The organism is Actinoplanes sp. URMC 104, assembly GCF_051386375.1.
GTDB lineage: Bacteria > Actinomycetota > Actinomycetes > Mycobacteriales > Micromonosporaceae > Actinoplanes.
The window spans coordinates 2,355,500-2,375,188 of sequence record NZ_JBPQTO010000002.1; the positions used below are offsets into that span (position 1 = coordinate 2,355,500).

Consider the following 19,689-nt stretch of genomic DNA (forward strand, 5'->3'; position numbering starts at 1 on the left):
GGAACCACCCGATAGGTTCGGGGCATGACGGTGCCGGTTCCACGGGAGGGGGACCAGCCCGCGGCGATGTCGCTGCGCGGCCTGGTCAAGCGATTCGACACCAAGCTGGCGGTCTCCGAGGTCAGCCTCGACGTGCCCGCCGGCTCGTTCTACGGCCTGCTCGGCCCCAACGGCGCCGGCAAGACCACGACGCTGTCCATGGCCGTCGGCCTGCTGCGCCCCGACGCGGGCCACGCCGTGCTGCTGGGGCACGACGTGTGGGCCGACCCGGCCGCTGCCAAGGCTCGTCTGGGTGTGCTTCCCGACGGCGTACGCCTCTTCGACCGCCTCACCGGCCCCGAGCTGCTCGCCTATTCCGGCCTGCTGCGCGGCATGGACCCCACGGTCGTCGACCAGCGCGCCCGCGAACTGCTCGACGTGCTCGAGCTGGGCGCCGGCAACCGTACGCTGGTCGTCGACTACTCGGCCGGCATGCGCAAGAAGATCGGCCTCGCCTGCGCGCTGCTGCACGCGCCGCGGCTGCTCGTGCTCGACGAGCCGTTCGAGGCCGTCGACCCGGTCTCGGCCGCCCGCATCCGCGACATCCTCCAGCGCTACGTGGCCGGCGGTGGCACGGTCATCTTCTCGAGCCACGTGATGGAGGTCGTCGAGCGGCTCTGCTCGCACGTCGCGATCCTCTCCGACGGTGTGCTGCGCCTGCACGGCACGCTCGCCGAGGTGCGCGGCGACCGCTCGCTCGAGGACGTCTTCGTGCAGGTGGTCGGCGGCCGGGTCAGCACGGGCTCGGAGCTCGCGTGGCTCTGACACCCTGGCCGTTCGTCAAGCTCAAGCTGCGGCTCATGGTCAACGGGCTGCGCGACCGCCCGGCCCGCATCGCGCTGTTCGTCCTCGGCGTCGTGCTGGCCGGCTTCTTCGCCATCGCGGGCTACGCGATGTTCGCGATCCCCGGCGTGGTCGGCGACGAGCGCGCCGCCGGGATGCTGCTGCAGCTGGGCGGCGCGGCGCTGGTCCTGGGCTGGCTGCTGTTCCCGCTGCTGTTCTTCGGCGTCGACGAGTCGCTCGACCCGGCCCGGTTCGCGCTGTTCCCGCTGCGCCGCCGCACGCTGATCATCGGCCTGTTCGCCGCCGCGCTGGCCGGGCTTCCCGCGCTGTCCACTCTGGCCGCGACTGCCGGGATGGTGAGCACCGCGGCGGCCCTCGGCGGTGGTGGCGCGGCCGTCGTCCAGCTGGTCGGCGGCCTCGGCGGCCTGCTCGTGTGCGTCGCGGTGAGCCGCGCGGTGACCAGCGCGTTCGCCACCGGACTGCGGTCGCGGCGGTTCCGCGATCTGGCGGTGGTGCTGTTCGCCGTGGCGGCCGCCCTGCTCGGGCCGCTGCAGCTGGCGCTGCTCGCCGGGGCCGAACGCGCCGACTGGGACGCGTTCGCCGTGCTCGCCGACGTGCTCGGCTGGACGCCGCTGGCCGCCCCCTGGTCGGTGGGGCTCGAGGTGGCCGACGGGCGGCTGTGGGCCGTACCGCTGAAGCTTCTGATCGTCGCGGCCACCGTGGCGGGCCTGCTTCGGTGGTGGAGCGCGACGCTGGAGAACGCGATGCTGGGCTCCGAGAGCCGCGGTCGCGCCGGCAGCACCCAGGACGTGGGCTCGCCCACCGGCCTGCTGCTGGGCCGCCGGCTGCCGCGCACCCGCTTCGGCGCGCTCGTGGCCCGGGAGTCGCGCTACTGGTGGCGCGAGACCCGGCGGCGGGCGGCGCTGATCACGTTCGCCGTGGCGGGGGTGTTCCTGCCGGTGTCGATCTCGCTGAGCGGCGGGCCGGCCGGGACGATGGCGGTGTTCGCGGGCGCGATCGCGGCCATGGCGCTGGCCAACCAGTTCGGGTACGAGGGCAACGCGTACGCGGCGAACGTGACCGCCGGCGTCCCGGGGCGCGTGGAGGTGCACTCCCGCGCCGCGGCGCACGCGCTGTTCGTCCTGCCGTTGCTGCTGCTCGTGGCCGTCGTCGCGGGCAGCGTGTCCGGACAGCCCGAGCGGATCGCCGGCAACCTGGGGCTGCTCGTGGCGACGTACGGCGCGGGGCTGGGCCTGGTACTGCCCTTGTCGGTGCGGGCGCCGTACTCGCTGCCCGAGTCGACCAGCCCGTTCGCCGTGTCGTCCGGAGGCGGGCTGGCCAAGGGCCTGCTCGCGGTCGGGGTGATGCTCGGCACGCTGCTGCTCACCGTTCCGCTGCAGGTGCTGGCGTACGTGCTCGGCGCCGTGTGGCTGTGGGTCGGGCTGCCGGTGGGCGCGGCGTTCGGCTGCGCGGCCTATCTGATCGGCTCGGGCGTCGCGGGCGAGTGGCTCGACCGCCGCGCGCCCGAGGTGCTGGCCGCGGTGACCGCGGGCCGCTGACCCGGCTCAGGCGTACGCGGGACGCAGGCCGTCACGGCGCACGAAGATGCGGCGGCGCTGCACGGCGCTGCCGGACGGGCCGAGCACGTAGCCCTCCAGCCACAACCAGCCGTCGTACGTGCTGCGCGGGTCGACCCGGATCAGCCGGAAGGTCAGCGACCGGGCGCCCTCGAACTGCACGCTCGCCTCGCCGCCGATGTGCAGCACCTCGCCGGGTTGCAGCTGCACTTGCTGATGCACGGGCGCCTCCTCCCGGGTCGAACATAGTTGTTGATCAATCACTCCGGATAGGTCTGTGCACCTTCTGTAACCAAAGCAAGAATGGGATCCGTGACGATCCATTCCACCGACCCGTTCGCCACTCCCGACGAGGACAAGTCCCCGGTGCGGCGGCTGCGCGGGCGCCTGGCCGCTCCGGTCACGCTGTGGACGACGCCCGGGCCGGCCGGCCTCACCGTGTCGTCCACCGTGGTCGCGGACGGCGACCCGGGCCGGGTGCTCGGGCTGATCGACGACGAGAGCGATTTCTGGGACGCGCTGGAGGACAGCGGCCGGTTCGCGGTGGTCGCGCTCACCCCGGCCGACCGGCAGCTGGCCGACCGCTTCGCGGGGCTGATGCCGGCGCCGGGCGGGCTGTTCGCCGGCGCCGACTGGATCGACACCGCGTACGGCCCGGTGCCCGCCGGCTCGCGGACCTGGGCCGGCTGCCGGCTCGAGTCGTCGCGGGTGGTGGGCTGGGCGCTGCTGGTGGAGGCGGTCGTCGAGCGGGTCGAGCCGGCCCCCTCGCCGCTCCCCCTGATCCACTACCGCGGTCGATATCGCGAGCTGGGGTGACCGGCCCGGCCCGTTGAGCGCAGTCAGACGGCCGCTCGGCGCAGGGGCCGACCGGTCGCTCTCGAGCGCACCGAGATCTTCGTACGTTGCCGGAAAGTCCGCTCCACCCCGAAGGTGGTGAACCCCGGTGACTACCGAAGTGCCCTCGTCCTCCTCCGCCGAGAGGTACCGGGCCGTCCAAGATTCCGAGGAATTCGGCCGGCTGCGTTCCGCCGTACGCAGTTACGTCTTCCCGATGACGGTCGCGTTCTTCCTCTGGTATGCGCTTTACGTCCTGCTCTCCGCATATGCCCGCGGCTTCATGGGCGCCAAGATCGTCGGCAACATCAACGTCGCGCTGGTCTTCGGCCTGCTCCAGTTCGTCACGACGTTCCTGATCGCCTGGCACTACTCGCGCTATGCGGCCCGCAAGATCGACCCGCTGGCCGAGAAGATCCACGCCGACCTCACCGCCGGCGACGGCGTCAAGAAGAGCGAGGACTGATGGAGCCGCACACGCTCGCCGCCGAGGTCTCCACCTCCACCTCCCGCGGCCTCACGATCACGCTGTTCCTGATCTTCGTCGCCATCACGCTGGCCATCACGATCTGGGCCAGCCGGCAGACCAAGACGGCCACCGACTTCTACGCCGGCGGCCGCCAGTTCTCCGGCTTCCAGAACGGCATGGCGATCGGCGGCGACTACATGTCGGCGGCCTCGTTCCTGGGCATCGCCGGCCTGATCGCGCTCTACGGCTACGACGGCTTCCTGTACTCGATCGGCTTCCTCGTCGCCTGGCTGGTGGCGCTGCTGCTGGTCGCCGAGTACCTGCGCAACTCGGGCCGGTACACGATGGCCGACGTGCTCGCCTTCCGGATGCGCCAGCGTCCGGTCCGTACGGCGGCCAGCGTCTCCACGATCGTCGTCTCGATCTTCTACCTGATCGCCCAGATGGTCGGCGCGGGCGCGCTCGTCTCGCTGCTGCTGGGCATCAAGCCGGGCACCACGTTCCTCGGCATGGACGCGGACACCGCCAAGGTGGCCACGATCATCCTGGTCGGCGCCCTGATGATCGTCTACGTGATCGTCGGCGGCATGAAGGGCACCACGTACGTCCAGATCGTCAAGGCGTTCATGCTGATGACCGGCGCGCTGCTGATGACGATCCTGGTGCTCGCGCACTACAAGTTCAACCTGTCGCAGCTGCTCGGCGACGCGGCCGCCCAGTCGGGCAAGGGAGAATCCTTCCTCAAGCCGGGCCTGCGGTACGGCGTGGAGACGGCCAGCGCGTCGGCCACCTTCTACAGCAAGATGGACCTGCTCTCGCTGGGCATCGCGCTGGTGCTCGGCACGGCCGGCCTGCCGCACATCCTGACCCGGTTCTACACCGTGCCGACCAGCAAGATCGCGCGGAAGAGCGTGCTCTGGGCGATCGGCATCATCGGCACGTTCTACCTGTTCACGCTGGCCCTCGGCTTCGGCGCGGCGGCCCTGGTGGGCGGCAAGGCGATCACCGCGCAGGACAAGGCGGGCAACACGGCGGCGCCGCAGCTGGCCCAGGCGCTCGGCATCGACTACCTGGGCGGCGAGACCGGCGGCGCGATCCTGCTGGCGGTCATCGCGGCGGTCGCGTTCGCCACGATCCTGGCCGTCGTCGCCGGGCTCACGCTGGCGTCGTCGTCGAGCCTCGCGCACGACTTCTACGCCAACGTGATCAAGCGCGGCACCGCCAACGAGCGCGACGAGGTGAAGGTCGCCCGCATCTCGGCGCTGGTCATCGGCGCGGTGGCGATCGCCCTGTCGATCTTCGCGCAGAGCCTGAACGTGGCCTTCCTGGTCGCGCTCGCGTTCGCGGTGGCCGCCTCGGCCAACCTGCCGGCGATCCTCTACAGCCTGTTCTGGCGGCGGTTCAACACCTCCGGCGCGCTGTGGTCGATCTACGGCGGCCTGATCGCGGCGGTGTTCCTGGTGTTCTTCTCGCCGGTGGTCTCCGGCTCGGCGACCGCCATGTTCCCCGACAGCGACTGGCACTGGTTCCCACTGTCCAACCCCGGCATCATCTCGATCCCGATCGGCTTCCTGTGCGGCTGGATCGGCACGGTGATCTCGAAGGAGGACGACACGGCGAAGTACACGGAGCTCGAGGTCCGGTCGCTGACCGGCCACGGCGCGCACTGACGCGACGGCGATGCGGGGCCGGCCGGGCCGGTCCCGCATCACTCCTGGTAGGGGTCTCCCTACTTCGTGCCGCAGTCCGCGTGATGGCGGGGCGGACGGGCGTGAACTACGTAACCTTGGTTCCATGTCAGCGCCCACGTCCCCTTACGGGAGTTCCGGCCGAGCCTCCGTCCCGTCCTCCGGCCGGGCCCCGGCCCGCCCCACCGGTGCATACCGCGGCGCGTCCGCGCAGCGCGACAACTGGCCGCCTCGCGGCGGCGGGGGCGGTGGCGGCGGAGGCGGCGGCACCGGGGGCGGTCCCGGCGGCGGCAACTCCTACCGCGGTCGCCGGCCGAAGCCGCGCTGGGGCCGGATCGCCCTGCTGGCCGGGCTCGCCGTACTGATCATCGCGGTGATCGCGGGCATCTCGCTCTACGGCTACGCGTCGGGCCTCGACAAGGACCTCAAGCGCACCGACGCCTTCTCAGGCCTCAGCGACGACCGGCCCGCCAAGGCCATCGAGGGCGCGCAGAACATCCTGCTGGTCGGCAGCGACTCCCGCGACCCCGACGCCAAGGACGACGGGGCCGGCAAGTGGCGCGCCGACACGCTGATCCTCATGCACGTCCCCGAGGACCACAAGACGGCGCAGCTGGTGTCGATCCCGCGCGACCTGTGGGTCGTCGTCCCCAAGAGCAACGACGCGGCGTGCGGTGACGGCAGCCGCGCCAAGATCAATGCGGCGTTCGCCTTCGGCGGGCTGCCCCGCGCGGTGCACACCGTCGAGTGCCTGACCGACGTGAAGGTCGACCACGTCATGGCGATCGACTTCGGCGGCTTCAAGGAGGTCACCGACGCGCTCGGCGGCGTCGACCTCAAGGTGGAGCAGACGATCACGTCGATCCACAAGCCGCACCGGGTGTTCAAGAAGGGCATGATGCACATGAACGGCGAGCAGGCGCTCGACTGGGTGCGTCAGCGCAAGCAGTTCGCCCGTGGCGACTTCGCCCGCATGCAGCACCAGCAGGAGTTCCTCAAGGCGCTGATGGACAAGGCGGCGAGCTCGGGCACGATCACCAACCCCGGCAAGCTCAACTCGTTCCTCAAGGCCGTCACCGCCGCCGTCACGGTCGACAACGACTTCTCGTTGACCGACATGGCGGTCGAGATGCGCGGCGTACGCGGCAAGGACCTCACGTTCATCACCAGCCCCAACCTCGGCAGCGACACCATCGACGGCCAGTCCGTGGTGGTCTCCGACCGCGAGAAGGCGCTCGCGCTCTACAAGGCGATGGCCGCCGACAAGATGGGTGACTGGATGGCCGCGAACCTTAAGAAGAGCTCGGCGTAATCTGATTGCCGTGTTCGGACCACAGGTGCCCAGCGTGACCCCCGCCGACGTCGGCGACGATGCCTACCTGCTCGACGTGCGCGAGCCCGACGAGTGGACGGCGGGGCACGCTCCCGGCGCGCACCACGTGCCGATGATGGAGATCCCGGCCCGCATGGCCGAGGTGCCGACCGACGTCGAGGTGGTGGTGGTCTGCCGGTCCGGCGGCCGCTCCGGCCAGGTCGTGAGCTACCTGATGGGCAACGGCTGGGACAACGTGCGCAACCTCGACGGCGGCATGCACAGCTGGGCCGCCGCGGGCCGTGAAGTCGTCAGCGAGAACGGGCAGCCGGCACACGTCCTGTAAAACACAGTTTGTGAACGACTACCGTCCGCTCGTCTTCGCGCACCGTGGCGGAGCCGACGCGCTGCCGGAGCACACGCTCGGCGCCTACCTGCGAGCCCTCGCCGACGGCGCGGACGGGCTCGAGTGCGACGTCCGGCTCACCCGCGACGGCCACCTGGTCTGCGTGCACGACCGCCGGCTCGACCGCACGAGCAACGGCCGTGGCCTGGTCAGCACCAAGACGCTGGCCGAGCTCGACTCGCTCGACTTCGGCTCCTGGCACCCCGGCTATCCGGTGGACGAGGAGCCGCTGCCCGAGCTGTCCCGCCTGCTGACCCTCGACCGGCTGCTGGAGGCCGTGCGGGACAGCGGCCGCGACGTCCGGCTGCTCATCGAGACCAAACACCCGTCCCGGTACGGGGCCGAGGTCGAGCGCCGGCTCGTGGCCACGTTGCGCCGGTTCGGGCTGGCCGACCCCCGTCCGGATGACCCCGTCCGGGTGACAGTGATGTCGTTCGCCGCTTTGGCACTGCGCCGGGTGCGGGCCCAGGCACCGGCCATCCCGACGGTCTACCTGGTCGAGATCCTGCCGCCGGGGATCCGTCGTGGCCGGCTGCCGTTCGGCGCGCGGATCGCGGGGCCGGGGGTGGCGCTGGTGCGGTCCCGGCCCGGGCTCGTCCCGGCGATCCGGGCCGCGGGCCACCAGGTGTACGTCTGGACCGTCAACGACAAGGCCGACCTGGACATGGTGCTGGAGCACCGGGTCGACGGGGTCATCACCGACCGGCCCAAGTTCGTGCTCGACCATCTCGCCACATTGTGAGGTGCCCCACTATCGGGGCCGACGGAAGCGAGGCAGACTCGCAGGCATGCCGGACCGTCCCGACTACGGCGCGCTGACCCGGGGTCAGATCGCGATCCTCGACCGGATCAACGCCGGCGAGGCGGGGCTCCCCGTGCTCCAGCACGTCGTGCGGCTCGCGCAGGAGACGCTCGGCGGGCGCGGCGCGGGCTTCGCGGAGTACGCGTCCGACCACGGCCGCATCATCGCGGCCACCGGGGCGTGCCAGCCCGCGCTCGGCCGCCGGGTCGACCGGGCCGACACCCGGCTGCGCGGGGGTCGCACGCTGCTCATCCCGCTCGACTCGCTCAACGACGAGTTCGCCAAGCAGGTCGAGGGCGGCGACGTGCGCCGCATGCTGGGCGCCCGCTGCGAGGTCGGCGACACGATCGTGGGCTCGCTGCACGTCTACTTCGACGACCGCGACGACGAGCCCGGCCCCGAGCACCACGCCGTGCTCGAGCTGCTCGCCGCCCAGGTCGGCCGGCTCTACGCGGCCCGCGACGGCCTGCCCGTGCACAGCGCCGAGCAGGCCCGCCGGCAGGAGGGCCGCGACCTCTGGGTGGCCGTCACCAGTCACGAGCTGCGCACCCCCGTGACGGTGATCAAGGGGTACGCGGACACGCTGTCGAACCACTGGGACTCGCTGGGCGACGCCGGCCGTCAGGAGGCGGTCCGCATCATCAACACGCGCGCCGGCGAGCTGGCCCGGCTCGTCGACCGGCTGCTCTCGGCCGCCAGCGAGGACGGCGAGATCGGCGCGTCCCCGGCCGGGCCGTTCCACCTGCCCGAGGCGCTGCGCAGCGCCGTCGAGGAGCTGCCGGCCGACCTGCGCCGCCGGATGGTGCTCGACAACCTGCCCGCCGAGATGCCCAAGGCGTACGGGGAACGGGACTCGATCGCCACCATCCTGACCGAGCTCGCCACCAACGCCGAGAAGCACTCCCCGCCCGGCTCGACGGTCGAGCTGTGCGCGGGCGCCGACGAGGAGACGCTGCGCTTCCGGGTCTCCGACCGGGGCACCGGCATCCGGCCCGAGCACGTCGAGCGGGCCTTCGAGCGCTACTGGCAGGCCGAGGGCGGCGACCGGCGGCACCACCCGGGCGCCGGGCTGGGGCTCTACCTCGTACGCCGGTTGGTGGAACGCCAGCACGGCTGGGTGTCGCTGCGCCCTCGCGAGGGTGGCGGGACGACGGCCGAGGTCCGTCTTCCGCGCGCATAGTGCGGGGCGGAGTGTCCCTTTCGGGGAGTGAGCGCCTAGGCTGTCTCGCCGTGAGCAAGCGTCGCAACCAACGCCAGTCCGCACCCAAGCGCGAGAAGGTGCGGGACATCTTCGTGGCCCGCCCGTTCGAGGGCCTGGCCGACGAACCGGAGTGGATCGCGCTGCGCGAGCTGGTGCCCGCCGCCTCCGCGCCGCTCACGCTGCGGCCCGAGATCATCGAGGAGTACGGGGACCGCCCGGTCACGCTCTCCACGGTGCTGCCGATGGCGTGGCCCGCGATGACGCGCCAGGACGGCCGGGTCTTCATCGGCCTGCAGCGGCACGTGCAGTCCGGCGACGTCTCCCGCGACCTCGCCGTGGCGATCCTCAGCGCGCTGCGCACCGAGCCGGGCGACACCGTCTCCGTGCCGGCCCTGCCGGGCGAGGGCCTCCGCCTGCAGGACGTGCTGGCCGACGGCCCGCTCGACATCACCATGCACGACGGCTTCGAGTACTGGCTCGACGCCGAGCAGGCCGAGGACCCGACCGTGAAGGCGTCGCTCGAACGCGCCAACGCCTCGATCTACCCGACCGTGCGGCTGGCGGCGGCGCGGGCGGCGTACTGGTGCCGGGTCGCCCCCGACAAGGGCCACGTGCGCTGGGTGCTGCCCGAGGCCGAGGACCGCGCGCTGGACGCCCTGGCCCGCCTGTCGGCCGCCGGCGAGCTGCTGCTGGGCGAGCAGACCAAGTTCGCCGGCATGTTCCGCGCGCACGGCCTGCTCGTGCCCGTCTGGGACATCCCGGGCGAGCCCGAGGGCGCCGACTGGGAGGCGCCGCTGGCCGACTTCGCCAAGCGCTACGCCGACACGCTCGCCGAGACGGGCCCGCTCGACGCCGACGCCCGCCGCGCCAAGCAGGGCCTGATCGGCCGCCAATTGACGCTGAGATGATGGCCTCGCTCCGCTCGGCGGGCATTGCGTTGCGGTGAGGAGGGACGCGGATGGTGCTGGACGAGCGGTTCACCGGCGACGAGCTGGACCGGTCCGTCTGGGTGCCGTGGTATCTGCCGCACTGGAGCTCGCGCGCGCAGTCGGCGGCGACGTACGAGGTCGGCGGCGGGGAGCTGCGGCTCAGCATCCCCGCCGACCAGCCGCTGTGGGCCGAGGGCGTGCACCCGACGCCGCTGCGGGTGTCGGGCATCCAGAGCGCGAACTTCTCCGGGCCGGTCGGCAGCACGGTCGGCGGCCAGCCGTTTCTGCCCGACCAGCTGGTCCGGGAGGAGCAGGGCGAGTTCTGGGGCTACACGCCGGTCTACGGTGACCTGGAGATCCGCATGCGAGCGACCCTGTCGCCGCGCTCGATGGCGGCGTTCTGGCTCTCCGGGGTCGAGGACATCCCGGAGCACTCGGGCGAGATCTGCGTGATGGAGGTCTTCGGCACCGCCCCGCAGGACGTGGGGATGGGTCTGCACCGGTTCCGCGACCCGCACCTCACCGAGGACTGGGGGACGGTCACGCTGCCGATCGACGTCTCGGCCTTCCACACGTACGGGGTGAGCTGGCGCCCCGGCTCGCTGGAGTTCACGGTCGACGGCGAGGTGGTCAAGCGCGTCGGCCAGGCCCCCGACTACCCCGTGCAGCTCGAGATCGCCGTCTTCGACTTCCCCGACCGGGCGCATCTGGTCGAGGGGCCCGTGCCCGTGCCCGAGCTGGTCGTCTCGCACGTGACGGGTCGCCCGGCCGCGTGAATCACGCTCTCACCCGCCCAGCGGCACCCGCTCGATCGGGCAGCTCATACAGCGGGGACCGCCGCGCCCGCTGCCGAGCTCGGAGCCACTGATCCGCACGACCTCGATGCCCGCCCGCTCGAGCTGGGCGTTGGTCTCGACGTTGCGCTCGTAGGCGACGCAGAGCCGCGGCCCGATCGCGAGGGTGTTGTTGCCGTCGTCCCACTGCTCGCGCTCGGCGGTCACCGGGTCGAGCCCGGTGTCGATGATCCGCAGCCGGTCGATGCCCATCGCCTCGGCGGCGGCCTCGAGGAACGGGCGCGGCGCGGTCGCCCGCGGCTGGCCGTCGGCGTCCGCGGTCACCGTGTACGCCTGCAGGGTGTTGGCGATGTTCGGATACATCACGACGGCGTCCACGTCGACCATCGTGCACACGGTGTCGAGGTGCATGGTGGCGCGCTCCTGCGCGATCGGAACCGCCAGGATCGTCCGGGCCAGACCGGCCGCGAAGACCCGCCGGGCCAGCCGCTCGGCGCCGGCCGGCGTGGTGCGCTCGCCGACCCCGATCGCCAGCACCTCGGGCGCGAGCAGCAGCACGTCGCCGCCCTCCAGCCGTTCGAGGGAGGGGTCGTAGAGCAGCTCGGTGCCGGCGAACCGCGGGTGGTGGCTGTAGATGGCGCGGGTCAGCGTCGTCTCGCGGTTGCGGGCGGGCATCGCGAGGCTGGTGACCGCCACCCGGTCGCGCACCCACACCGACGAGTCGCGGGTGAACAGCAGGTTCGGCAGCGGGTCGATCACGAACTCGTGCCGGTCCATCATCTCGTAGACCAGGCCGCCCGGCCCGGGCTTGAGCTCCTCGTGCGCGAGGCCGGCCATCAGCACCTCGGCCAGCCGGCGCGGGTCCTGGTCGGCGAGGTAACGGCCCACGCTGTCGCGCAGCGTGTCGCCGAGTCGCCGGTCGGCCAGCACGCCAGCGGTGAGCTCCTCGCGGGCCGCGTCGACGGCGAGCGTCTCGGCGAGCAGCTCGCCGAGGTAGAGCACCTCGACGCCACGCTCGCGCAGCGCCGCGGCGAAGGCGTCGTGCTCCTCTTGGGCACGCCCGACCCACGGGATAGCATCGAAGAGCAGACTGTCGTTGTTCCTGGGGGTCAGCCGGGCAAGCTCGGGGCCGGGGCGGTGCAGCAGCACGGTGCGCAGCCGGCCCACCTCACTGTCGACGTAGTGCTCCACGTGCCGACGGTAGCCCACCCGTCGATCTCCTGGTAACCGCCCGGCACTGCGCGCGACGGCTCGATGACGTTCTGTCTAGATCATGGGACATCTGTGCGGGAGCGCGCCACGCCGACTAACTTGTTCTTGAAGTTGGTCGAACGGGGGAACAGGGCCGAGATGCACCATCCGCAAGAAGTAGCGATGCGTGAATGCGGCATTCATCCCCCCTCATTCCACTTTCTTTCCACTCCTGTGACTTGCTTCCGTGTGGGGTTGAGCACGTACGGTAGTGAAAAGAGAGCCCGAAGGACCTTTTGCCGGAGGTCGCAGTGACTGTCTTCCCAGCACGCCCTGCTCTACCCGTCCCATCGAACAGTCAGAGGGTCATCGACCGTCGCCCGGTCCAGCCCCCCGCTCTCGAGGCGCCCCGTCAGTCGCCCGCCGAGTGGGCCCGCCGCCGCCGTGCCGAGCGCGAGGCCCGTCGCCTCGAGGCCGCCGGCGCCCGCGCGCTGACCCGTCTCGACCGTCTCGGACCCAACTGGCACATCGTGGACTGGCCGCGCACCGACGCGCTGGGCTACTACGAGCCGGACCCGGCCGACGACCGCGCCGGCTTCCTGGCCATCGGCCCCGGCGGCGTCTACGCCGTGACCGTCGCCGACCACGGCCGCGCCCGGGTGCTCATCGCCGGCGACGTGGTGCAGATCAACGGCAGGCGTCCCCAATACATCGCCGAGGCGCGCCGCGAGGCCCGCCGGGCGAGCAAGGCTCTCTCCGCGGCCGTCGGCCTGAGCGTGCCGGTGAGCCCCGTGCTGACCTTCGTGGGCTCGGGCGTGATCAGCGTCCACGGGCTGCCCAAGGAGGTGCTCGTCGCCACCGACAAGGAGCTCGACCGGCTGCTGATCGCCGGCGGCGCGCGCATCTCGCCGGCCACCGCGAGCAAGCTCTCCGCCGTGGCGAACCACCCCGCCACGTGGGCGAACGCGCCCTACCGTCCCTCCGGCGACTACCGGTGGCACGGTGACGGACAAACGGCCGCTGACAAGCGGACAGCACGCCGGTAACGTTCCTTCCGGCTGTCGTCGACGGACTTCACGCCGCGGCGCACGCTCGGGAGACCGGGCGTCGCCGCGGCGAGCCGTTGATCCGAAAGAGCGAGGAGGACCGGGTGGCGCACGTCGAACTCTCACTCTCGGGAGCGTTCGTCCCCCAGGCGCGCACGCCCTCCGAGGCCGAGTTCGTGCCCAGCCTCGAGCGGTGGACGGCCCTCGTCGCGGCTGCACCGGAGCCCTGCCTGGTCATCGACGCGACGACCGCGATCATCGCAGTGTCGGCCTCGTGCGCCGAGCTGCTCGGCCTGGGCAAGCCTCCCGAGGTGCTCGGCAAGCCGCTCGGCGCGGTGCTCCACCTGATCGACTTCACCGCGGGCGGCGGCGAGCTCGAGGAGTCCGACGCCGAGAAGATCCCGCCGCTGCTGGCGTTGCGCAGCGAGCGCCTGGCCCGCGGGCTGCTGCGCGTGGTGCCCGCGCCCGGCGAGACCCCGCTGACCGTCGACGCGATCGCCACTCCGCTGCTCGACAACGAGCGCGTGGCCGGCTCGCTGACGTTCTTCTCCGCGGTCCGCTACTGATCCCGGCCCTCGTTACGAGGGTGTTTCACCATTTGTGGTGTTCGCCGCACCCGCGAGGCATGGGCAACTGCTGATCTCGAACCGTAGTCTGCCCTCATGCTTGATCTGGATCTGTTACCGGCGGAGTACGCGGTGTGCCGGCTTGCCGCCGGTTCGCCGGTTCCGGCTTCGCTGAGCGGAGGTCCGGACGACAAGAGCGTGGTGTCGCTGAGCTGGGACGCCGACGAGCTGTCGATCATCTGTCCGGCCGACCGGGCGCCCGAGGGCGCGGACGTCGACACCGCCTGGCGCTGCCTGCGCGTGGTCGGCCCGCTCGACCTCGCGCTCACCGGCGTGCTGGCCTCGCTGATCGGGCCGCTCGCGGACGCGCGGGTCAACATCGTCACGTTCTCCACCTTCTCGACCGACTACCTGCTCGTTCCGACCGTGCGGCTGAGCGAGGCGATCGACACCCTTCGAGCCGCCGGGCATCGAATAGCGTCCTGAGGCGGACTTACGATGGGCGCGTGTCCCCCCGCACACCCCTGATCCCCCTCGTGCTGGCCGCGGCGGCCGTGCTGCTCGGCGCGTGCGGCGAGCCGCCGCAGCCGCTGCCGTCGTCACCGCCGTACGCGCCCCCCAGCGCGGCGCCGATCTCGATCGGCCCGTCCGGCCCGATGCTGCCGACCGGGCTGCCCGACCTTCCGACCGCACTGCCCACCACGCTGCCGACCGGGCTCCCGACCGGGCTGCCCACGCCGCCGATCGGCGGCTATCCGACCGGCGGCCTCCCGCCGGCCCAGCCCCCGCGCACCACCACCACGACGACCGCGCCCGAGACCATCTCGCCGACCCCCACGCCGTCGCACGCGGCAAAGTGCCCGGCCGAGCCGACCGGGGCGCAGATCCTCGAGCTGATCAAGGGCCGGCCCGGCATCCCGGCCAAGCCGATGCGCGTCTTCGAGGGCCCGTTCTGCTCGGGCACGTGGTCGTTCGCCACGGTCGAGGCCACCGGCGACGACGCCGACGACCTGGAGCCGCTGATGGTGGTGGCCACCGGCACGGGCCCCACGCTCGCCCTGGTGGCGGCCGGTTCCGACGTGTGCATCAGCCGGGTGCAGACCGGCGCGCCGCCCGGCATCCGCGTGCTCGCCTGCGGTTTCTGAAGGCCCGACGGCCTAGAATCCCGGCATGCCTGGAACGCCGCCCACACGCTTCGTCTACCTCGGGCCGGAGGGCACCTTCACCGAGGCGGCCCTGCGCACGATCCCGGCCGCCGAGCACGGGTTGCGCACGCCGGCCCGCAGCGTGCCCGAGGCGCTCGAGGCCGTGCGCTCCGGCGAGGCCGACGCCGCGCTCGTGCCGCTGGAGAACTCGGTCGGCGGGGCCGTCCCGGTCACGCTCGACGAGCTGGTCACCGGCAGCCCGCTGATGATCACCCGTGAGGTCGTGCTGCCGGTCGAGTTCGTGCTCGCGGGCCGCGCGCTCGTCCCGCTGGCGGAGATCCGCTCGATCGCCGCCCATCCGCAGGCGTCGGCGCAGTGCCGCAACTGGCTGCTCGCCAACGTGCCGGACGCGGTCGTCGTCGACGTGCTGTCCAACGCCGCGGCGGCGATCAGCGCGGCGGCCGGCGAGCACGACGCGGCCCTCTGCGCGCCGATCGGCGTGCAGCGCAACGGCCTGACCGTGCTGGCCGGCAAGGTGGCCGACCACGCCGACGCGGTGACCCGGTTCGCCCTGCTCACCCGGCCCGGGCCGCCCGGCGAGCCGACCGGCGACGACGTCACGTCGCTGGCCGTCTCGATCCGCCGCGACCAGGTGGGGGCGCTGCTCGCGGTGCTCACCGAGCTGGCGGTGCGCGGGATCAACCTGTCACGCATCGAGTCCCGCCCGACCGGCGAGGAGCTGGGGACGTACGTCTTCTTCCTCGACTGCACCGGCCACGTGGCGGAGGCGAGGCTCGGCGAGGCGCTGCAGGGCCTGCGCCGCATCTGCGCCGCGGTGCACTTCCTCGGCAGCTACCCCCGCCACCGCCTCACGCCCGAGACCCCCGTGGCGTCCCCCCGAGGGCTCTCGAACGCGGACTTCACCGACTCCGAACAGTGGTTGAGCAGACTGCGCGCCGGTCTTATCGACTGATTCTCCGGCCGCAACCAAAGTCGCGTTGCGCCCGTCGGTGTCGAGGCCAGCAAGCTCAGTTACCGAAGATGTTGCCGAGGAGGCCGCCGTCCTGCTGCTGGCCTCCGGCGGCGCCGGCGAGGCCGCCCGGGGGCTCCTCGGAGGGCTGCACGACCACGAAGCCCTGGCCGGCGAAGCTCATCGTGAACCGCTCGCCGGTGTTACGGCCCAGCAGCGTGCCCAGGCCGAGCTGCTCGGCGCGGTGGTAGCCGGTCTGCAGGCTCGCCGACCAGCAGATCGCGGCCTGCGGGTCGACGTACGTCGGCTGGTCGACGGTGAGCACCACGGGGGTGCCCTTGGTGGTGACGGCGATCCGGCCGTACCCGCTGAAGACGCAGTTGAACAGGCCGGCGTTGGACATCATCCCGGCGCCCTGCACCATCTTGATGTCGTACTTCAGCGTCGAGTCGAAGGCCAGCACGTTCGCGCCGTTGATCGACAGCGCGTCACCGCCCTCGAGGTCGATCAGGTGCACGTCGGCGGCGTTGTCGGCCAGGAAGACGTCGCCCTGCCCGCGTACCCGCATGAGCGGCACGCCCTCGCCGGTCAGCTTCTGCTTGAGGAACTTGCCGATGCCGCCCGAGCCGAGCGCCTCGAACTGCACCTGGCCCTGGTAGGCGACCATCGAGCCGACGCGCGCCAGGAACTCGCCGTTCAGCTCGGCCTTGAGGAGCTTGGAGTTCTGGAGCCGCAGGCCGGGCTGGGCCGACTCCTTCTCCAGGTTTTCGGCGGAGAAAAGCTCGCTGCGCATGCACGCCTCCTGTGTGTGGTGATCTCAGGGTAGGGAGGGTGCGCCAGCGGTCAGCCCCACCCGAGCTCGTGCAGACGGTGGTCGTCGATGCCGAAGTGGTGCGCGATCTCGTGCACGACCGTGATCGCCACCTCGTCGATCACGTCGGTCTCGGTGTCGCAGATGCGCAGCGTCGGCAGGCGGTAGATGGTGATGCGGTCGGGCAGCACGCCGGCGTAGTCCCAGCCGCGCTCGGTCAGCGCCGTGCCCTCGTAGAGGCCCAGCAGGTCGTCGGTGCCGTCGGGTGGCTCGTCCTCCACGACGATCACCACGTTGTCCATGACCTTGAGCAGCTCGGCGGGCACCTCGTCGAGGGCCTCGCCGACGAGCTCCTCGAAGCGTTCGCGACTCATGTCGACCGGCACAGGTGCCATTGTGCACCGGCCGCCCTCGACGAGCGGCCGGTGCGCTTGGTGCGGCGGGGTCAGGCGAGCTTGGCGCTCAGCGTGATGTCGGCGCCCGGCGAGAGCAGGCGCGAGATCGGGCAGTTCGCCTTGGCGTCCTCGGCGATCTTCTGGAAGGTGCCGTCGTCGACGCCGGGGACGTCACCGACGGTCTCCAGGTCGATGCGGGTGACGCTGAACCCGGCGTCGGTCTTGTCCATGTGGACCTTGGCGACGGTCTCGACCGAGGTCGGCGTGAAGCCGGCGTCGGCCAGGGCCTTGGAGAACGCCATCGAGTAGCAGCCGGCGTGCGCGGCGCCGATCAGCTCCTCGGGGTTGGTTCCCTCGCCCTCCTCGAAACGCGACTTGAAAGAGTAGTTCCCCTGAAGCCCGCCCTTACCGGTCTGGATGGTGCCGGAACCCTCGGTGAGGTTCCCCTGCCAGCGGGCCGAAGCAGTGCGAATAGGCATGTCCTGAACGCTAGTCCATGTCACGGCTGCTGGCCGCTCGACGGGGGCAGCAGGCACCATGGTTGTCATGCCCCCGCCGCAACAGCAGCCGGTCGAGATTGATCTGACGCCGCCGGAGTCGGTGGTCGAGTTCGGTCCCTCGCCGGAACCGCGCCGCCGCCGCTGGTCCATGTCCGGTCTCGGCCGCGACCTGGCCGCCGACCGCCGGGCGGTGCCGCTGGCCGCGGCCGTCGCCGCACTGGCCGTGCTGGCCTCCCTGTTCTCGGAGTGGCAGGTCACCACGATCGATCCCGAGACGCTGGGCCCGGTGACCGGCGACCGCATCGTGCCCGGCAGCGTGGGTGACCTGGGCGGTTTCGGCTCGGCCTACCTGGTGGGCCTGTTCGCGTTGGTGGCCTCCGTGGTGCTGACCGTCGCCGGCCCGCCGCCGGGCCGCCGCTATGCCCGGCTCGTCGGCCTGAGCGTGGGCGGCACGCTGCTCGGGCTCCTGCTCGCGCTCGCCACCTCGCTGGGCAGCCAGAGCCTGGTCATCGACCGCATCTACACGGTGGCGCTCGACGAGGGCCAGATAACCGTGGCGTACGGGCGGGGCGTCTGGTGCGCGTTCGCCGGAGTGATCCTCGCCATGGCCGCGCTCTACCTCGCGGGGCGCCACGCGCCGACCGGCACGGCCGTCGCCGCAGGCCCCGTCGCGGCGCTGCCTGTCGACGAGCCCGACCCCGTCTGGTCGTGGCGCCGCCCGGCGTCCTCCGGGGACGACCGGCCCGCCGACGAGCCCCTCGACCTCACCGTCTCGCCGGCGCAGCCGTTCACGTCGACCACCGACGACCGCGACCGCCCGCGCTGAGCCCCGGGAGCGGGACGCAGGGGATATCCGGGTGCTGACCGGACTTCGCCGCCGGTAGGCTCGACACTCGTGATTGACCTGCGTCTGCTCCGCGACGACCCCGACCGGATCCGCGCCAGCCAGCGACTGCGCGGCGAATCCACCGAGGTGGTCGACGATCTGCTGCGCGCCGACGAGGCCCGCCGCTCCGCCACCCAGCGCTTCGAGGCCCTCCGCGCCGAGCAGAAGTCGCTGAGCAAGCAGGTCCCCAAGGCGTCCGGCGACGAGCGGGCCGCCCTGCTCGCGCGCACCAAGGAGCTCGCGGCCGAGGTCAAGGCCGCCGAGGCGGAGACCACGGCCGCCGACGAGGCGCTGCGACGGGCGCACCTCGCGGTGCCGAACGTGGTGCAGGACGGGGTCCCGCCCGGCGGCGAGGACGACTTCGTCGTGCTGCGCGAGGTCGGCGACCTCCCGCAGATCGAGGCCCCCAAGGACCACCTCGAGATCGGCGAGGCGCTGCGGGCGATCGACACCGAGCGCGGCGCCAAGGTTTCGGGCTCGCGCTTCTACTTCCTCACCGGCGTGGGCGCGCTGCTCCAGCTGGGCCTGCTGCAGATGGCGATCGCCCAGGCGGTCGAGCACGGCTTCGTCCCGTCGATCACGCCGTCGCTGGTCAAGCCCGAGTCGATGGAGGGCACCGGCTTCCTGGGCGCCCACGCGAGCGAGGTCTACCGGCTGGAGGCCGACGACCTCTATCTGGTGGGCACGTCGGAGGTGCCGCTCGCGGCGTACCACTCCAACGAGATCCTCGACCTCGAGGGCGGGCCGGCACGGTTCGCCGGCTGGTCGTCCTGCTATCGGCGCGAGGCCGGGTCGTACGGCAAGGACGTGCGCGGCATCCTGCGGGTGCACCAGTTCGACAAGGTCGAGATGTTCTCGTTCTGCAAGCCCGAGGACGCCGCCGACGAGCACCTGCGCCTGCTCGCGATGGAGGAGGAGATGCTCGCCAAGGTCGAGATCCCGTACCGGGTGATCGACGTGGCCGGCGGCGACCTGGGCTCGAGCGCGGCCCGCAAGTTCGACTGCGAGGCGTGGGTGCCGTCGCAGGGCCGGTACCGCGAGGTCACCTCGACGTCGAACTGCACGACGTTCCAGGCCCGGCGGCTCAACGTCCGTTACCGCGACGCCGACGGCAAGCCGCAGATCGCGGCGACGCTCAACGGCACGCTGGCGACCACCCGCTGGCTGATTCCGATCCTCGAGAACCACCAGCAGCCGGACGGCTCGGTGCGCGTCCCCAAGGCGCTGCAGCCCTACCTCGGCGGCCGGGACGTCCTCGAGCCTGCCCGGTAGTCACTGCTAACGGTGAATACATCCGTCGGCTACCAGAAGTCATAGTCGCTGGTAGCCGACGGGTGTACCGTTT

At 71.9% G+C, this 19,689-nt stretch carries 23 protein-coding genes; 18 read left to right on the forward strand and 5 right to left on the reverse strand.

The window, feature by feature from the left end; translation table 11 throughout:
• The first annotated feature begins 24 nt into the window (after positions 1-24).
• The gene (locus tag ACSNN8_RS11995) at positions 25-804 is read left to right on the forward strand and encodes an ABC transporter ATP-binding protein (protein WP_436648812.1); all 780 of its coding nucleotides are present in this window, start codon (positions 25-27) and stop codon (positions 802-804) included.
• Between the two features lie 35 nt (positions 805-839).
• On the forward strand, positions 840-2,381 hold the full coding sequence (locus tag ACSNN8_RS12000) for an ABC transporter permease (RefSeq protein ID WP_436649546.1): 1,542 nt from the start codon (positions 840-842) through the stop codon (positions 2,379-2,381).
• A 6-nt stretch (positions 2,382-2,387) separates the two neighbouring features.
• On the opposite strand, the gene ACSNN8_RS12005 is transcribed toward ACSNN8_RS12000, so the two are convergent.
• Complete coding sequence (locus ACSNN8_RS12005; RefSeq protein ID WP_436648814.1) at positions 2,388-2,621, reverse strand: hypothetical protein; 234 nt, start codon at positions 2,619-2,621, stop codon at positions 2,388-2,390.
• Between the two features lie 90 nt (positions 2,622-2,711).
• On the opposite strand from ACSNN8_RS12005, the gene ACSNN8_RS12010 reads away from it, so the two are divergent.
• The 9 genes from ACSNN8_RS12010 (at position 2,712) to ACSNN8_RS12050 (ending at position 10,816) form a co-directional block, all read left to right on the forward strand.
• Positions 2,712-3,215, forward strand: a complete 504-nt coding sequence (locus ACSNN8_RS12010; protein WP_436648816.1) for a flavin reductase family protein — start codon at positions 2,712-2,714, stop codon at positions 3,213-3,215.
• 127 nt (positions 3,216-3,342) lie between these two features.
• Positions 3,343-3,699, forward strand: a complete 357-nt coding sequence (locus ACSNN8_RS12015) for a DUF485 domain-containing protein (protein WP_436648817.1) — start codon at positions 3,343-3,345, stop codon at positions 3,697-3,699.
• On the forward strand, positions 3,699-5,372 hold the full coding sequence (locus ACSNN8_RS12020; protein ID WP_436648818.1) for a solute symporter family protein: 1,674 nt from the start codon (positions 3,699-3,701) through the stop codon (positions 5,370-5,372). The genes ACSNN8_RS12015 and ACSNN8_RS12020 overlap by 1 nt, the downstream gene beginning before the upstream one ends.
• A gap of 124 nt (positions 5,373-5,496) precedes the next feature.
• Complete coding sequence (locus tag ACSNN8_RS12025) at positions 5,497-6,702, forward strand: LCP family protein (protein ID WP_436648819.1); 1,206 nt, start codon at positions 5,497-5,499, stop codon at positions 6,700-6,702.
• A gap of 10 nt (positions 6,703-6,712) precedes the next feature.
• Entirely contained in the window at positions 6,713-7,048 is a 336-nt protein-coding gene (locus ACSNN8_RS12030) for a rhodanese-like domain-containing protein (RefSeq protein ID WP_436648821.1), read from the forward strand.
• Positions 7,049-7,058: 10 nt separating this feature from the next.
• A complete protein-coding gene (locus ACSNN8_RS12035) occupies positions 7,059-7,850 on the forward strand; it encodes a glycerophosphodiester phosphodiesterase (protein ID WP_436648822.1) in 792 nt (263 codons plus the stop codon).
• A 46-nt stretch (positions 7,851-7,896) separates the two neighbouring features.
• Complete coding sequence (locus tag ACSNN8_RS12040; protein ID WP_436648823.1) at positions 7,897-9,090, forward strand: sensor histidine kinase; 1,194 nt, start codon at positions 7,897-7,899, stop codon at positions 9,088-9,090.
• 50 nt (positions 9,091-9,140) lie between these two features.
• The gene (locus ACSNN8_RS12045) at positions 9,141-10,019 is read left to right on the forward strand and encodes a DUF5926 family protein (RefSeq protein WP_436648824.1); all 879 of its coding nucleotides are present in this window, start codon (positions 9,141-9,143) and stop codon (positions 10,017-10,019) included.
• A gap of 50 nt (positions 10,020-10,069) precedes the next feature.
• Positions 10,070-10,816, forward strand: a complete 747-nt coding sequence (locus tag ACSNN8_RS12050; protein ID WP_436648825.1) for a glycoside hydrolase family 16 protein — start codon at positions 10,070-10,072, stop codon at positions 10,814-10,816.
• 9 nt (positions 10,817-10,825) lie between these two features.
• On the opposite strand, the gene ACSNN8_RS12055 is transcribed toward ACSNN8_RS12050, so the two are convergent.
• Positions 10,826-12,025: an arginine deiminase gene (locus ACSNN8_RS12055; RefSeq protein ID WP_436648827.1), complete on the reverse strand. Its 1,200-nt coding sequence runs from the start codon at positions 12,023-12,025 to the stop codon at positions 10,826-10,828.
• A gap of 311 nt (positions 12,026-12,336) precedes the next feature.
• Between ACSNN8_RS12055 and ACSNN8_RS12060 the strand changes: the two genes are divergently transcribed.
• The 5 genes from ACSNN8_RS12060 to pheA all read left to right on the forward strand — a co-directional run bounded on the left by ACSNN8_RS12060 (position 12,337) and on the right by pheA (position 15,755).
• A complete protein-coding gene (locus ACSNN8_RS12060) occupies positions 12,337-13,071 on the forward strand; it encodes a hypothetical protein (RefSeq protein ID WP_436648829.1) in 735 nt (244 codons plus the stop codon).
• A 104-nt stretch (positions 13,072-13,175) separates the two neighbouring features.
• Positions 13,176-13,637: a PAS domain-containing protein gene (locus tag ACSNN8_RS12065; RefSeq protein WP_436648830.1), complete on the forward strand. Its 462-nt coding sequence runs from the start codon at positions 13,176-13,178 to the stop codon at positions 13,635-13,637.
• Between the two features lie 96 nt (positions 13,638-13,733).
• Positions 13,734-14,123, forward strand: coding sequence for an ACT domain-containing protein (locus tag ACSNN8_RS12070; RefSeq protein ID WP_436648832.1), 390 nt, complete (start codon positions 13,734-13,736; stop codon positions 14,121-14,123).
• A gap of 20 nt (positions 14,124-14,143) precedes the next feature.
• Positions 14,144-14,782 carry a hypothetical protein gene (locus tag ACSNN8_RS12075; RefSeq protein WP_436648834.1) on the forward strand — a complete coding sequence of 213 codons (639 nt, stop codon included), beginning with the start codon at positions 14,144-14,146 and terminating at the stop codon, positions 14,780-14,782.
• Between the two features lie 25 nt (positions 14,783-14,807).
• A complete protein-coding gene (gene pheA / locus ACSNN8_RS12080) occupies positions 14,808-15,755 on the forward strand; it encodes a prephenate dehydratase (protein ID WP_436648835.1) in 948 nt (315 codons plus the stop codon).
• A gap of 55 nt (positions 15,756-15,810) precedes the next feature.
• Here the strand turns inward: pheA and ACSNN8_RS12085 are convergent, their stop codons facing one another.
• From ACSNN8_RS12085 to ACSNN8_RS12095, 3 genes are read right to left on the reverse strand one after another with little or no spacing between them, the layout of a single operon-like run.
• A complete protein-coding gene (locus ACSNN8_RS12085) occupies positions 15,811-16,545 on the reverse strand; it encodes an AIM24 family protein (protein ID WP_436648837.1) in 735 nt (244 codons plus the stop codon).
• A 50-nt stretch (positions 16,546-16,595) separates the two neighbouring features.
• Entirely contained in the window at positions 16,596-16,958 is a 363-nt protein-coding gene (locus ACSNN8_RS12090; protein ID WP_436648838.1) for a metallopeptidase family protein, read from the reverse strand.
• A 50-nt stretch (positions 16,959-17,008) separates the two neighbouring features.
• Complete coding sequence (locus tag ACSNN8_RS12095; RefSeq protein WP_436648840.1) at positions 17,009-17,437, reverse strand: OsmC family protein; 429 nt, start codon at positions 17,435-17,437, stop codon at positions 17,009-17,011.
• Positions 17,438-17,504: 67 nt separating this feature from the next.
• On the opposite strand from ACSNN8_RS12095, the gene ACSNN8_RS12100 reads away from it, so the two are divergent.
• Both ACSNN8_RS12100 and serS read left to right on the forward strand, forming a co-directional pair.
• Complete coding sequence (locus ACSNN8_RS12100) at positions 17,505-18,284, forward strand: hypothetical protein (protein ID WP_436648842.1); 780 nt, start codon at positions 17,505-17,507, stop codon at positions 18,282-18,284.
• Positions 18,285-18,353: 69 nt separating this feature from the next.
• A complete protein-coding gene (gene serS / locus ACSNN8_RS12105) occupies positions 18,354-19,616 on the forward strand; it encodes a serine--tRNA ligase (RefSeq protein WP_436648844.1) in 1,263 nt (420 codons plus the stop codon).
• The last annotated feature ends 73 nt before the right edge of the window (positions 19,617-19,689 follow it).